Genomic DNA, 14,014 nt, shown 5'->3' with positions numbered 1-14,014 from the left:
ATCCGGCTTTTTTTGTGTCGTGGCGATCCGTATTTGTGTAAGGGATACACATTTGAAAGTGCGCTATTCCGCTTGGGGCAAGGGTTTGCGGGGTTTTACTCTTTTTTTACGTACATATACGAAAGGGTAGTTTTTCTCCTCTTGAAAGAATATATTAGCTGTTCAACCCTTTCAACACACACACACACATGAGAAAACAGTTACTCCTCCTTGGAGGACTGGCGCTCGGCTTATTTGCCGGTGCCCAGCAGCAACGTCGTTGCGCCTCCTTCCAGCACTTCCAGCAGCAGATGTCCCGCGATCCCGAAATGGCCCGCAACCAGCAGGCGATCGAGCGCTTCACCCAGGACCTGGCGGCCCGCCCGCAGAACGCGCAAACCCAGCGCGGCACGCCCGTTTACAACATTCCCGTAGTGGTGCACGTACTCTGGAACACAAGCGCGCAGAACATCAGCGACGCGCAGATCCAAAGCCAGATCACCGTGCTCAACGCCGACTACCAGCTCAATAACTCCGACACCGGTCTGGTGCCGTCGGCCTTTAAGAGCCTGGTTGCCGATTGTAAAGTATCCTTCTGCCTGGCGCAGCGCGACCCCTCGGGCAACGCGACCACGGGCATCATCCGCAAGCAAACAACGAAGACATCCTTCAGCGCCGATACCGACGATGCCAAGTCAAGCACTACCGGCGGCGACAATGCCTGGGACCGCAACAGCTACCTGAACCTTTGGGTGGTGCCTGCGATCACCTCGGGCGGCCAGGGAGGCATCCTTGGGTACGCGCAATTCCCGGGCGGCGCCGCTGCCACGGATGGCGTCGTAATCGGCTATAATTATTTCGGAACTACGGGTGCTGTAGCGGCTCCTTTCAACAAGGGACGCACGGCTACGCATGAAGTGGGTCACTGGCTCAACCTGCGTCACATCTGGGGCGACGAGGCTGCCTGCGCCCAGGACGATCTCGTAGGCGATACACCGCTTCAGGGCGCCGAGAACTATGGCTGCCCCACGTTCCCGCACACCGATGCCTGCTCCGGCGGCAATGGTGTTATGTATATGAACTACATGGACTACGTGGACGATGCCTGTATGATGATGTTCACAAACGGCCAGAAGACCCGCATGTACGGCGTGCTGCAAAGCGGCGGCTCGCGCGCTTCGCTGGCTTCTTCGCTGGGCTGCCAGGCCCCGGGCGGCGGCGCCTGCTCGGCCCCCAGCGGACTGAGTGCCTCATCGATCACCTCTTCGGGTGCCACGGTGAGCTGGTCTGCCGTCAGCGGTGCTGTTTCCTACACCGTACAGTACAAGACGAGCGGTGCAAGTATCTGGACAACTGCCGCGAGCGCAACAACGGCTACGTCGGTTAGCCTCACCGGCCTGACCGCGTCGACTACGTACAACTACCAGGTAAGCACCAACTGCTCCGGCTCAAGCAGTGCTTATACGGCTGCTTCATTTACCACGACGGCTGCGACATCGGGCTGTGGCTCGGCCTATGAGCCCAACGAAAGCCTGTCGGCTGCTGCCGCGGTTTCGACCGGCACAGCGCTTTCTGCCGCAATCACCACAACCACCGACCAGGACTGGTTCAAGGTGACGCTTGCTTCTACCTCGAACTTCAACATCTCGCTGACCGGTCTGGCGGGTGACTACGACCTTGTGCTTTACAACTCGGCGGGCACCCAGCTGGCGATCTCGGAGAATGGCGGTACTACAAGCGAGTCGATCGCGACTACGAACAGCGCTGCCGGCACCTATTATGTGAAGGTCTTTGGCTACAACGGCGCCAACAGCGCAACCTGCTACAGCCTTACCATCGGCGCCACGCCGGTTTCCGCTCCGACCTGCCCGGGTACTTACGACAACGGGACCAACGGTACAACCAGCGGCGCTGCGCAGATTCCTTTTAATACCGACATCAAAGGCACGATCGGTACTTCTACGGATGTGGATTACTACAAGTTCGTCATCACTACCGGAGGCAGCATTACCGTTACCCTGGGTACGCTGCCCGGCGACTACGACCTGAAGCTGGTGAACAGCGCCGGCACGCAGGTAGGCATCTCGCAAAACGGCGGCACTACGGGTGAGACCATCAGCTATACCGCAGCAGCAGGTACGTACTACGCGTATGTATACGGCTACAACGGCGCTTTCAGCAGCACGAGCTGCTACACGCTGAAAGTAGCGCTTGGCACCGCCACACGCCAGGCCGACCCCTCGTTGGTTACCGGCAACGTGAAGGTGGATGTATATCCGAACCCGGTTGCCCAGACGCTCAACGTATCTGCACTCGGATTCGAGGGACGCGGTCAGCTGCGTGTACTCGATGCTAATGGCCGCTCGGTGCTGCAGCAGGGCCTGCTTCGCAGCAACACGGCCCTCGGCGTTCAATCGCTTTCGCGCGGCGTTTACTACCTGCAGGTGATCGGTGCCAACGGCAACGTGATCGGGCAAACCCGCTTTGTGAAGCAATAATTCTGCTCAGAATAACTCCCTTCGGCTGCGCTCCGGATGACAAGCTCCGGCAGCGTTGGGAATCGCAAAAGCCAACACACACACACAGACGACAAGGCCGCCCTTCCGGGCGGCCTTTTTATTTTCGTGCGTTGCTCACCGCTCACTGCTCAGCGAGCAAAATGGCGCAGTTGAACCATTCGCCATCGAAGCTGGCGTTGTATTTTTTGTAGAAGCTGATGGCCGGCTCGTTCCATTGGAGTACCTGCCATACGAGGCCGTTGTAGCCGAGGCGTCGGCCTTCGTCGAGGAGGGTCTCGAAAAGAGCGCGGCCGATGCCGTAGCGACGCATCTCCTCGCGCACGTAAAAATCTTCGAGGTACATGCGCTGTCCCTTCCAGGTGCTGAAGCGTACATACCAAAGGGCGAAGCCTTCCACCACGCCATCGACTTCGGCTACGAAGGCCCACCAAACCGGGTTTTCGCCGAAGCCGCTGTTGGTAAAGTGATCGACCGTTACCGTCACTTCGTCGGGCGCGCGTTCGTAAAGCGCCAGCTCTTTTACAAGCTCCAATATCCGGGGGCAGTCTTCGCGCGTGGCGCGGCGTATGTTGATGTCCATGGTCGTGATGAATGAGGCTGCAAGATAAGCGCAGGTAAAAAGCAGCGGCTTCGTTTCGCGCGGTGCGGGCAAAGTTGTTATTTCGTAGCCGCAACGCACCCCCATGAAAGAACTCCTGCTTTCGTATGCCCGTTATCATGCCTGGGCCAATGACCAGTTGCTCCAGGTGATGCAATCGATGCCCGAAGAGCAATGGACGCGCGAAGTGCCCAGCTCCTTCCCATCGCTTCGCAAAACGTTGCTCCACGTGCTGGATGCCGAGAGCATCTGGTGGCAGCGGATGCAGCTGCAGGAGAAGATCGTGCGTCCCAGCGACAATTTCGGTGGCGACGGCGTTGCGATTGCACAAGCCCTTCGCAAGACCGACCAGCAATGGCTCGAGTTTGTGCAAAAGGCCGGCGAGCATGTCTTCACCCATGAATTTATTTACGCCGATCTCAGGAAGCAGCAGCAGAAATCGATGGTCAGCAACGTGCTGCTGCACCTGTTCAACCACGGCACCTACCACCGTGGCCAGGTTGTTACGATGCTGCGGCAGCTGGGCGTGACGACGATACCGGCAACGGATTACATCCTTTGGACGCGGCTGAAGAAGTAAGCTTCCGGATACAGTCTCTGGCTCCGTCAACCACTTGACCGATGCGAAGCCGTTGCATACAACAGTCGGGCTTGGCAGTTACCTTCCCGGTAGCGCTGGAATTGTCGTAAATTCAGTAGGGCGTGCAGCAACGCCCGGGCGCATGTATGAAGCTTGAATTCCTTGATGATATTTCGCGTGGCGGCGCCTTCCCGTTTGCAGATCCCGATAAACTGATCCGCCTCTTTGATTTTACGGTGCCGGAAGCGAGGGCTTTGTGCCTCGCCATTGCCACGAAGCTGATCGAGGGGGAGCAGCCGCTTCAGCTCCACGAGTTGCAATTTATTGAAGCGCTCAATTGTACACTCACGCTGGCGCCGTCAAATACCAACCTCGGGATCGCGTTGCCCGACGACCGACGCAACTTCACCTGTTACCTGACGCGCGAATCGTACACCACGATGGCCAACCTGGTGCGCCACTTCGCCCATGCCGGTCATGCGCTGTCGGGCTCTCACTGGCTGTACGACCCGGGCCGGGGGCAGGTGGACCTGCTGTTGTCGCCCTCCGGCACCTGGTGAGGCTCACCCAGGCGCCTAAAAACGCCCCTGCCTCCGGGGAGGACAGGGGCGTTCGACAAGTTCGGGTCAGAGTTGGATCATCTGGCCGATCACATCCTGCGGAGTTCCGGCGGTGCCCATCACATTCACCTGGTCGAAGTAATTGTACCAGCCGGCGCCTTCCACCATCTTTTCAAATCCCTGTGCCGCTTCGGCGTTGGGGAATGTCCATACGGCGAAGTAGTCGTAGTCGCCGCGGTTGAAGGTGGCGGCTTCGTTGCGGCCCCAGCTCAGGATCTGAACACCGCTTTCGAGCAGCTGCTGGATCGCCGGTCCCAATGCGTTCATGTAGTTTCCGCGTTCTTCCTGTGACAAATCCAGCCAGGCCTGTTTTGCCTTCCATAACTCAACGTACGTGATCATGTGCTAATAGTTTGAATCAAACATAACCATTATCGTCTGTCCGGTACCGGGAGATTCCGTAATTATACGGATCGTGTGCGCACAGATTCCGTCTGGTCAGGCAACGCTTCTATTCGCGCTTCAGTGCTTCTGCACGAAAAAGCCCCGGATCGCTTTGCAGTCCAGGGCTTTAGTAAACTCGTTTACGGGTTGTGGGAGGGTTTAAAAATTGAAGTCCCTGCGCCAAACATTCCAGCGGATCCCGCCGCCGATGATGAACGTACCCGAGCCAACCGTATTGTTGTTGGGCCAGGGAATCGTAGTGTGGCGATACATCGCGTTGGCCTCGATAAAGAGGTTCGGACGCAGCTGGTAGGAGACCAGCAACGACGTAAGTACAACCGTCGTCTTGTAGCCCGAGCCAACGTTGAAGCCGTAGTCGGTGGTACGGTGCGGGATGGCATTGGCCGACGCGTTGTTCGGGTCGGGGATCTGGTTGGGCAGGAAGATGTTGCTGCCGTACGAAACGATGCCCGTATCGCGGCCCTGGTAGTAGGCCTGCGCGCGGGCCAGGAAGGTCCACTTCGGGAAGGGCTGGTAGCGCGCGGTGCCGATCACTTCCTGGAAGTTGGCGCCCAGCGGGTGCGCCAGCGGCTGGTTGTAGTGCGTGTAGTTGGCCACCGAGTCGTTGTGCGAGTAGGTGAAGGGACGCACGCGGTTCAGCTCGAATTGCAGGTCGAGGTTGGCGATGTTGAAGGCATCGACATATTTTGCCCCGAGCTGGTAGCCGAATTTGTTGCCCCACCAGCCGTTCCCGGCCTTGATCTCCGAAAGCTTGAACTCGTCGAGCAGCAGCTGCCCGTATACCTGGAAGCGCTTCGCCACGTTGGCCTTGAAGTCGAGGCCCGCCACCGAGTTGTCGAAGGAGCCGTTGGCTTGCTCGATGGAGCGGTAAAAGATAATGGGATTGAGGTAGCCGAACTCGAAGTGATTGGTACGGCCGAACACGATGCCCTCAAACAGACCCACGTTGAGCCACCTGGTGACGCCGAGGTCGAGGTGGTGCATGACGGCGTACTTCTTCGGCTGCAGCTTGTCGGCATTGAGGCGGTTGGCCGAGTTGAGCTCCATGAACAGGTTCTGGTACTGGAATTTCCAGATGCGGGTATTAAGCTTCAGGAAGACCGTGGGGGCGGAGAAGTCGCTCAGGAACAGCGAGCGGTAGCCTGCGCCGATGAAGTTCTTGTCGTAGCCGAAGGCCACATCGATGTACTTCGTAGCGTTGAACGTAACATACCCGCGCGCGTCGAAGTAATCCACGCCGCCGGCGGCCTTGAAGTCTTTATAGAAGCCGGCACCCGGCACGGCATTGCGCGCAGCGGTGAAAGCCTGCACGTACGAAGGGTCGCGCTCCTGGTTGTCGGTAACATAGGCAGCAAACCCGATCTTGTTGGCGATGCGGCCGCGCAGCGTAAAGCCGCGCGTATTCTGGAACAGGTGCTGGTCGTTGTCCTGCTCTTTCGAGAGCGTATACTGGAACACCGGGTTGACGGCCAGGAAGAAGTCGGGGTTGTGTACCTCGAAGAGGGTGCCGGGCGTTCGGTAGAAATTCTTCAGGATCGGCTTCCTGCTGCTGTATGCTTCGGGGCTCTCGGGAACCCACTCCAGGTTATTGATTTTCGCGAGCCAGAGATTGTAGCGGTCTACGCGGGTCATCAGCGACGAGTCGACGCGGAGCAGCGCGGGAATGAACTGCTTGCGGCTCAGGGGCTTTACGGTCGAATAGTTCAGCACCGAATCGCGGCCGCTCCTGATCTCCATGCGTTCGAGGAGCGTGGCCTCAGTAGCGCCCTGCGGCAGGTAGGTCGTTTGTGCCGCGGCGAAGAAAGGCGCCAGCACGCAGGCCGCAAGAAGGCTTTGTTTATATTGCATTACCAAGTTTTAGGAGGGACAATGCTACAAAAAAATTACCTGATCCGGAATATAGGAGTAGTGGCCGAAGGCCGCATCAGCACACAGGATGTTTGGATCAGCCGCGGGCGTATCGAAAAGATCGCGCCGGCAATCGACCCGGGCAACAGCGCCTTCGAGGAGATCGACGGTGAAGGCAAGTACCTGCTGCCCGGCGCCATCGACGACCAGGTCCACTTCCGCGAGCCGGGACTGACACACAAGGCTACGATCTATACGGAGGCGAAGGCGGCCGTTGCGGGTGGCGTTACGTCCTTTATGGAAATGCCCAACACGAAGCCGCCGGTGTTCACGCAGGAGCTGCTCGAAGACAAGTACGCCATCGGCGCCCGCACCTCGCTGGCCAACTATTCGTTTTATATGGGTACGTCGAACGACAACATCGACGAGGTGCTCCGTACGAACGACAAGAAGCGCGACGTGTGCGGCGTGAAGATCTTCATGGGTGCTTCCACCGGCAACCTGCTTGTCGACAACTACCTGACCATCGATCGGATCTTCTCCGACAGCGAGCTGCTCATCGCCACGCACTGTGAAGAGGAACGCATCATCAAGGCCAACTACGAGCGGCTCAAAGCCGAAAAGGGCGAGCTGTCGCCGGCCGATCACCCGCTGGTCCGCGACGAGGAAGCCTGCTTCGAGTCGTCGTTCAAAGCCGTGCAGCTGGCCAAGAAGCACGGCACAAGGCTGCACATATTGCACATTACAACGGAGCGCGAGCTGCAGCTCTTTACCAACATGTTGCCGCTGGCCGACAAGCGGATCACATCGGAAGTGTGCGTGCACCACCTGCATTACACATCGGACGACTATGCGCGTCTTGGCTACGACATCAAGTGCAACCCGGCCATCAAGGCGCCGCACAACAAAGAAGCCCTGTGGAAGGCCCTTCTCGACGACCGGCTTGATGTCATTGCCACCGACCATGCGCCACACCTTCGGTCGGAGAAGGAAGGTCCTTACGAGCATGCCCACGCGGGTCTCCCGCTCGTGCAGCATCCCCTGCTCCTCATGCTGCAATACCACAAGGAGGGTCGCATTTCGCTCGAAAAGATCGCTCAGAAGATGAGCGAGGACGTTGCTGTTTGCTTCGGCATCGAGGAGCGCGGCTACATCCGCGAGGGCTATTGGGCCGATCTCGTCATCGTGGACCTCAACGAAAACACGGAAGTGACGCGCGAAAGCCTCTATTATACCTGCGGCTGGAGCCCGCTCGAGGGACATGTTTTCCCGGCCCGCGTCACCCATACCTTTATCAACGGGCACCTTGTTTATGCAAAAGGAGCCTGGGATGAATCTCAGATGGGGCAACGGCTGCGCTTCGCGCGGTAGAGAACGCAGGTACCGCAAGCGGTACACGCAGATTGGTCATGATTTATTATGATTTGCTAACGCACGTTATTGTCTATCTGCGTTCATCTTAACAATCATAAAAAATCTGCGTTCTTTCTCTGAAGTCCTGCCGCCCACTTAACCGATCATCATGCTTGTAGACAAAATAACCCTCACCGATCTTGCCCTGTTCCATCCGGAAGAGGAATTCTCAATCTTTCACCGGCTCAACTTCACCCAGACCGAAGTGGGGAAGGAGTGGCTGCGCCGTTTTTTCAGCGAGCCGTTGAGCGACATCAGCAAGATCCGCGGCACGCAAAGCATCCTGCGGGCGCTGCTGGCACGCGATGCCGAATGGCCGGCCGAGATCACCAACGGCACCGTGCTGGTGATGGACAAGTTCCTCGACTATCATCTCGATCCGATTCCGACGACGCTCAACCGGATGAATGCGTTCAGCTACCGGGTGCTGCATAGCCAGGATTACTCGATGATCCGCTACTCGGTAAAGCACTTTGCCGATTTCTTCCGGGGGCTTCGTGTGCTGGCCGGTCTGCTCTCGGCCGCCGAGCTGCCCCAGAAGCTGGCTTTTTACCTTGACCGGATCGCGGCGCTGCTCCGCGAGGAGCCGCTTGCACGGCTGGCAGAAACAAAAAGCGGCGCCCGGCTCAGCATCCAGGAGAACCTGTATTATGGCTACTACCTGCGCGGCCGCTACAAGACCAGCACGCTCGAGCTGATCGACATTTTCGGGCGGCTCGAGGCCTGGTACTCGATGGCACTCGCGATGCGGCATTTCGGATTGCAGTTCCCGGAATTCGTGGACAGCGAGCAGCCGCAATTCAGCGCCGAGGGCCTCTACCACGTACTGCTGCCGCAGCCTGTTTCGTACCACCTCGTGATGAATCCGCAGCAGAACTTCGTGTTCCTCACCGGCGCCAACATGGCGGGGAAAAGCACGCTGATCAAGGCCGTGGGCGCCTCGGTGTACCTGGCTCACCTGGGGATGGGCGTGCCGGCGCAAAAGATGACCCTGAGCCTGTTCGACGGGTTGCTGTCGAACATCAACGTAACGGACAATATCGTAAAGGGCGAGTCGTATTTCTACAACGAGGTGCAGCGAATCAAGAATACGATCGTCAAAATCAACGATGGCCGCAAGTGGCTCGTGCTGATCGACGAGCTGTTTAAGGGCACTAATGTGCAGGATGCCATGAAGTGCTCGCTGGCGGTGATCCAGGGGCTCGTGAAGATGCGCAATTCGCTGTTCATACTCTCCACGCACCTTTACGAGATCGGCGAGGAGCTCAAAGCTTACCCGAATATCGCGTTCAAATATTTCGAAACCCGCGTCGACAACGACCAGCTTTCCTTCAGCTACCAGTTGCGCGAAGGCATCTCCAACGACCGGATCGGCTACGTCATTCTGCGAAGAGAGAAAGTAGTGGATCTTTTGGAAAGCCTGGGGAGTAATTAATGAATGTGGTGATGTGGTAATCGGGTAATCTGCCAGTCTGCTAATTAGAAAGTCTGCTGGTAAAGGCTGTCGGGGGCGATCGGCCTTGCCAGTTGCCGGAACATAAGCATCTCACAGGGATGCCCGCTTGCTGCTAATACTCGTTTGGTTGTGCTGCGGCTGCACAAACGATCATGTTTAGGCAACCCCGCTAAATTTTATCAAACAATTGTTGCGCGCAGCCGGGTTTTGCCGCTAACTTTCTGTCATGTTGAGAAAGCTTCTTTCGCTGCTGCTGCTGTTGCCCTTGCTCGGCAGGGCACAGGATATCGACGTGCAGCATTACCGCTTCCAGATTGGGCTGCACGATGAAACGGACCGGGTTGACGGCATTGCCATCGTCGTCCTGCGCGTCGTTAAGCCTGTTGATGCGTTCGAGCTGGACCTCGTGCAACCCAACGCGTCGGGCAAGGGTATGATCGTGAGCAAGCTTACGGGGGCGAATGTGGCGGGCTGGTTGCAGGCAGACGACAAGATCCGCGTACGCCTGAAGCAGCAGTTGCCCGCAGACAGCGCGCAGGAAATCACGATCGTATACAGCGGTGTACCGCGCGATGGTCTCATCATTTCCAAAAACAAATGGGGTGACCGGACCTTCTTCGCCGACAACTGGCCGAACCGCGCGCATCACTGGATTCCCTGCAACGATCGCCCCGACGACAAGGCCAGCTTCGAATTCCGCGTGACGGCCCCCGCGCCGTATACCGTCATCGCCAACGGCACGGCGCTAAACGACGAGACCGCAGAAGATCCCGACAAGTACGTCGCCGGTGGCCGGCATTTCTACTACCGCGAAGACACGCCGCTTCCCACAAAAGTGATGGTGATCGGCGCGGCGCGCTTTGCCGTCAAGACTTTCGAAGACAGCCCGCAAGGCATTCCCGTGTCGGCCTGGGTGTACCCGCAGGACAGTACCAAAGGATTTTACGACTATGCCGTCACGCCGTCGATCCTGAAGTTCTTCAGCAATTACATTGCGCCCTTTCCGTATGAAAAGCTGGCGAACGTGCAGTCGAAGACCATCTTCGGCGGAATGGAAAATGCGTCCTGCATATTCTATGCGGAGGAAAGCGTCACCGGCAACCGAAAGTGGGAAGACGTGTTTGCCCACGAGATCGCGCACCAGTGGTTCGGCGATATGGCCTCGGAGAAAAGCTTCGCCCACCTCTGGCTCAGCGAAGGCTTCGCTACCTATATGACGGACCTGTACATCGAGCAGAAGTACGGCGTAGACAGCATGCGGAAGCGCCTCGAAACGGACCGGATGAAGATCATCATTTTCACCGGCCTCAACCCTACCCGCGCCGTGGTCGATTCGACCAAGGACCTGATGTCGCTGCTCAACGCCAACAGTTACGACAAGGGCGGCTGGGTGCTGCACATGCTGCGCCAGCAAGTGGGCGATTCGGCATTCAGGAAGATCATCCAGTCCTATTACCAAAGCTATAAGGGCGGAAACGCAGACACACGCGACTTTCAGCGCGTGGCAGACTCGGTGTACAATGCCATGTATCCGCTTCGAAAGGGAGAGTCGCTGGCCACGTTCTTCGATCAATGGCTGTACCGGCCCGGCATCCCGGCCTTCGAATTGAAATTGTCTGCTGGCTCGCGAAGCAATATCTCCTTTGTATTGCGCCAGGAAGGAACGCTCTATTCCTTCCCGCTTGAGATAGAGGTAAGCGATGCCTCGGGGAAAAAGGATGTCCGGTCGTTCTGGATCCGCGACCGCGAAACGACGCTGCCCTTCGGACGCATAGACGGCGACTCGTGGGCGGTTGTTGTCGATCCGAACAAAAAGCTACTGTACCGGCTTATCGGCAGCGTTGGCAAGTCCGGCAATTATTTCCGGGTGAAGCGACAGCTCCGGACCTACAACTAACAAAAAGCCCCCGCAATGCAGGGGCTTTTTTATTGACGATTCACGAGTCTGTCACACGAGCATCGTCACAGGATTTTCCAGGAACTTCTTGAATGTTTGCAGGAAGGAGGCACCCACGGCTCCGTCCACCGAGCGGTGGTCGCAGGAGAGGGTCACCTTCATCACGTTGCTCACACCGAAGCCGTCACCTTTGCGCACCACCACTTCCTTGATACGGCCCACGGCCATGATCGCCGAGTCGGGCGGGTTGATGATGGCGGTAAACTCCTCGATGTCCATCATGCCGAGGTTGGAGATGGTAAAGGTGTTGCCGGTGAATTCGTTGGGCTGCAGCTTCTTGTTGCGGGCCTTGCCGGCGAGCTCTTTCGATTCGGCGCCGATCTGGGACAGCGTCTTCTGGTCGGCGAAGCGGATAACGGGTACGATGAGGCCGTCTTCGATGGCTACGGCCACGCCGATGTGCACGTGCTGGTAGGTGCGGATAAAGTCGCCCATCCAGCTGCTGTTCACGGCCGGGTGCTTGCGAAGGGCCATGGCGGCGGCTTTCACCACCATATCGTTGAAGGAGATCTTGACGTCGCTTACCTCGTTCATCTTCGCGCGGGCTTCCATCGCCCCGTCCATGTTGATCTCCATGGTCAGGTAGAAATGCGGGGCGCTGAACTTCGATTCGCCGAGGCGCTTGGCGATCACCTTGCGCATCTGCGAAACGTTGGTATCGGCGTAGCCTTCACCGCCCGCCGGAGCGAATGCGGAGGAGGGCTGAGCCGGTTGACCAGGTTGGCCCGACTTCGACGCAGCTTGCGCCGGTTGTGCGGAGGGCTTGAAGTTGTCGATGTCGCTTTTGGTAATGCGGCCACCGTCGCCGGAACCCTGCACCTGCGCCAGGTCGATGCCTTTTTCCTTGGCCAGCGCTTTGGCAAGGGGAGAGGCTTTTACGCGGCCGTCGGAGCCAGCCGCTGCTGCGGGTGTCCCTGTTGCCTTCCCTTCCGCATTCTGTATTCCTTGTTCCTTGTTCTGCTGTTCGGAACCCTTGTTCTGTTGTTCTGCACCTGCGGGTGCGCCGCCGCCTTTGGCTGCTGCAACGATCGCATCGACATCCACCTTGCCGGGCTCGCCGATGATGCAGAGCAGGTCGTTGACGGCTACTTTCTCGCCGGGCTGTCCGCCCTGGTAGAGCAGCGTGCCGTTCTTATACGATTCGAGCTCCATGGTGGCCTTATCGGTCTCGATATCAGCCAGCACGTCGCCTTTCTTTACGGTATCGCCCACTTTCTTGTGCCAGGAGGCGATAACGCCTTCGGTCATCGTATCAGAAAGACGGGGCATCAGCACGACCTCCTCCATCTTGGAGACGTCGAGGGAAGGGCCTTGCTTAACGGAAGCTTCCGCGGACGGGGCCGTGGCTGCAGCCGGAGCGGGAGCCGCTGTTTCGGCCTTCCCTTCATTAGTCGTCGATCCTTGTTCCTTGTTCTTCGGTTCGGCGCTGCCGAGCAGCGACGAAATGTCTTCACCGGCAGCGCCGATGATGCACAGCAGGTCGTCAACCTGGATCTTGCCGCCCTTGTCGGCGCCGAGGTGCAGGATGGTGCCGTCCTTGTAGCTCTCAAGCTCCATGGTGGCTTTATCGGTCTCAATATCAGCGAGGATGTCCCCTTTCTTCACGGTGTCGCCCACCTTTTTGTGCCAGGCGGCGATCACCCCTTCGGTCATTGTATCGCTCAGTCGGGGCATCCGAATCACTTCAGCCATGATCTAAGATTGGTTTTTAGGGGCCGAAAATAAGCCAAAATCAAGGAAAACGCCGGGAATCAACGCAAACGATAGCGAGGGCTCTTTACACGTCATTTCGAGCGCAGCGAAGCAATCTCTTGAAGGGTGGCTCCGAGGCCCCCTGACAAGCTGCCGTTGGCAGCCTGGGAAAGATGGCTTCGGTTGCCCGCCCTTCGGGACGGTCCGCCTCGCGATGACGCCCGGGAATGGCTACACATATACGATGTACTTCCCCTGGAACCACTCTTCCTCGAAGAGGTCGGAGAGCTCGATCATTTTGGGGCGCGTGCCGGTGGCGTTGATCTCTTCGGCGAGGTCGCCGCCCTTGAGGCAGATGAGGCCGGAGCGGTACACCGTTTCAGCTCCATCGTCGTCCTTAACGGTAAACTGGCCCTTGCGAAGCAGCGGCTTGCTCCAGCGGAGCAGGTCGCCGAGGGGTGCTACGGCGCGGGAGACGGCGAAGTCGAACTTTCGGCCCTTGATCTCCTCGGCGCGAGTGTGCTGGGTGGTCAGGTTGTCGAGCCCGAGCGCCTCCTTAACGGCTTCGATGATTTTGAGCTTCTTGCCGATGGAGTCGACGAGGTGAAACTTTACGTTGGGAAAGAAGATCGCGAGGGGCACGCCCGGGAAGCCGCCGCCGGTGCCGATATCGATGATCTCGAGCCCGTCGGGAAAGGGGAAGGCCGCCGCGATGGCCAGCGAATGGAGCACGTGCTTCTCGTACAGGCTGTCAATGTCCTTCCGGGAAATGACATTGATCTTCGCATTCCAGTCTGTATAAAGGCCCTCGAGCGCCGCGAACTGCGACAGCTGCTTTTCGGAGAAGTCGGAGAAGTATTTCAGTAGAATTCCGGCCCCCTGTCCCCCGGTGGGGGCACTTAGGTCCTGCAGTTCTTTGTCATTGGAGTCGCTCATACAGGTGTAAA

At 58.1% G+C, this 14,014-nt stretch carries 11 protein-coding genes; 6 read left to right on the top strand and 5 right to left on the bottom strand.

What is annotated here, in order from left to right:
- Window positions 1–188: 188 nt before the first annotated feature.
- Complete coding sequence (locus ACYU7Z_RS00570) at window positions 189–2,477, top strand: pre-peptidase C-terminal domain-containing protein (protein WP_460566553.1); 2,289 nt, start codon at window positions 189–191, stop codon at window positions 2,475–2,477.
- 142 nt (window positions 2,478–2,619) lie between these two features.
- On the opposite strand, the gene ACYU7Z_RS00565 is transcribed toward ACYU7Z_RS00570, so the two are convergent.
- Window positions 2,620–3,150, bottom strand: coding sequence for a GNAT family N-acetyltransferase (locus ACYU7Z_RS00565; RefSeq protein ID WP_460566551.1), 531 nt, complete (start codon window positions 3,148–3,150; stop codon window positions 2,620–2,622).
- A gap of 31 nt (window positions 3,151–3,181) precedes the next feature.
- Here ACYU7Z_RS00565 and ACYU7Z_RS00560 point away from each other — a divergent pair, with 31 nt between their 5' ends.
- A complete protein-coding gene (locus tag ACYU7Z_RS00560; protein WP_460566549.1) occupies window positions 3,182–3,676 on the top strand; it encodes a DinB family protein in 495 nt (164 codons plus the stop codon).
- Between the two features lie 146 nt (window positions 3,677–3,822).
- The gene (locus ACYU7Z_RS00555) at window positions 3,823–4,236 is read left to right on the top strand and encodes a hypothetical protein (protein WP_460566547.1); all 414 of its coding nucleotides are present in this window, start codon (window positions 3,823–3,825) and stop codon (window positions 4,234–4,236) included.
- Between the two features lie 66 nt (window positions 4,237–4,302).
- On the opposite strand, the gene ACYU7Z_RS00550 is transcribed toward ACYU7Z_RS00555, so the two are convergent.
- Window positions 4,303–4,638, bottom strand: coding sequence for a DUF6616 family protein (locus ACYU7Z_RS00550; protein ID WP_460566545.1), 336 nt, complete (start codon window positions 4,636–4,638; stop codon window positions 4,303–4,305).
- Between the two features lie 201 nt (window positions 4,639–4,839).
- A complete protein-coding gene (locus ACYU7Z_RS00545; protein ID WP_460566543.1) occupies window positions 4,840–6,549 on the bottom strand; it encodes a hypothetical protein in 1,710 nt (569 codons plus the stop codon).
- Between the two features lie 21 nt (window positions 6,550–6,570).
- Between ACYU7Z_RS00545 and ACYU7Z_RS00540 the strand changes: the two genes are divergently transcribed.
- The 3 genes from ACYU7Z_RS00540 (at window position 6,571) to ACYU7Z_RS00530 (ending at window position 11,315) form a co-directional block, all read left to right on the top strand.
- Complete coding sequence (locus ACYU7Z_RS00540) at window positions 6,571–7,920, top strand: amidohydrolase family protein (RefSeq protein WP_460566541.1); 1,350 nt, start codon at window positions 6,571–6,573, stop codon at window positions 7,918–7,920.
- Window positions 7,921–8,071: 151 nt separating this feature from the next.
- Entirely contained in the window at window positions 8,072–9,397 is a 1,326-nt protein-coding gene (locus ACYU7Z_RS00535) for a P-loop NTPase family protein (protein WP_460566539.1), read from the top strand.
- Window positions 9,398–9,644: 247 nt separating this feature from the next.
- The gene (locus ACYU7Z_RS00530; protein ID WP_460566537.1) at window positions 9,645–11,315 is read left to right on the top strand and encodes a M1 family metallopeptidase; all 1,671 of its coding nucleotides are present in this window, start codon (window positions 9,645–9,647) and stop codon (window positions 11,313–11,315) included.
- Between the two features lie 51 nt (window positions 11,316–11,366).
- On the opposite strand, the gene ACYU7Z_RS00525 is transcribed toward ACYU7Z_RS00530, so the two are convergent.
- Together ACYU7Z_RS00525 and rsmG are read right to left on the bottom strand one after the other, a co-directional pair.
- A complete protein-coding gene (locus ACYU7Z_RS00525) occupies window positions 11,367–13,067 on the bottom strand; it encodes a pyruvate dehydrogenase complex dihydrolipoamide acetyltransferase (protein ID WP_460566535.1) in 1,701 nt (566 codons plus the stop codon).
- A 231-nt stretch (window positions 13,068–13,298) separates the two neighbouring features.
- Window positions 13,299–14,003, bottom strand: a complete 705-nt coding sequence (gene rsmG / locus ACYU7Z_RS00520) for a 16S rRNA (guanine(527)-N(7))-methyltransferase RsmG (RefSeq protein ID WP_460566533.1) — start codon at window positions 14,001–14,003, stop codon at window positions 13,299–13,301.
- Between the last annotated feature and the right edge of the window lie 11 nt (window positions 14,004–14,014).

The sequence above is a fragment of the Flaviaestuariibacter terrae genome (assembly GCF_054777635.1).
The sequence above is the reverse complement of the archived record's forward strand: the minus strand, read 5'-3'. Positions and strand labels throughout refer to the sequence as shown.

Coding starts and splice junctions, on each gene's coding strand:
- ACYU7Z_RS00570 (WP_460566553.1), top strand. CDS start 189: ATGAGAAAACAGTTACTCCTCCTTGGAGGACTGGCGCTCGGCTTATTT.
- ACYU7Z_RS00560 (WP_460566549.1), top strand. CDS start 3,182: ATGAAAGAACTCCTGCTTTCGTATGCCCGTTATCATGCCTGGGCCAAT.
- ACYU7Z_RS00555 (WP_460566547.1), top strand. CDS start 3,823: ATGAAGCTTGAATTCCTTGATGATATTTCGCGTGGCGGCGCCTTCCCG.
- ACYU7Z_RS00550 (WP_460566545.1), bottom strand. CDS start 4,638: ATGATCACGTACGTTGAGTTATGGAAGGCAAAACAGGCCTGGCTGGAT.
- ACYU7Z_RS00545 (WP_460566543.1), bottom strand. CDS start 6,549: ATGCAATATAAACAAAGCCTTCTTGCGGCCTGCGTGCTGGCGCCTTTC.
- ACYU7Z_RS00540 (WP_460566541.1), top strand. CDS start 6,571: ATGCTACAAAAAAATTACCTGATCCGGAATATAGGAGTAGTGGCCGAA.
- ACYU7Z_RS00535 (WP_460566539.1), top strand. CDS start 8,072: ATGCTTGTAGACAAAATAACCCTCACCGATCTTGCCCTGTTCCATCCG.
- ACYU7Z_RS00530 (WP_460566537.1), top strand. CDS start 9,645: ATGTTGAGAAAGCTTCTTTCGCTGCTGCTGCTGTTGCCCTTGCTCGGC.
- ACYU7Z_RS00525 (WP_460566535.1), bottom strand. CDS start 13,067: ATGGCTGAAGTGATTCGGATGCCCCGACTGAGCGATACAATGACCGAA.
- rsmG (WP_460566533.1), bottom strand. CDS start 14,003: ATGAGCGACTCCAATGACAAAGAACTGCAGGACCTAAGTGCCCCCACC.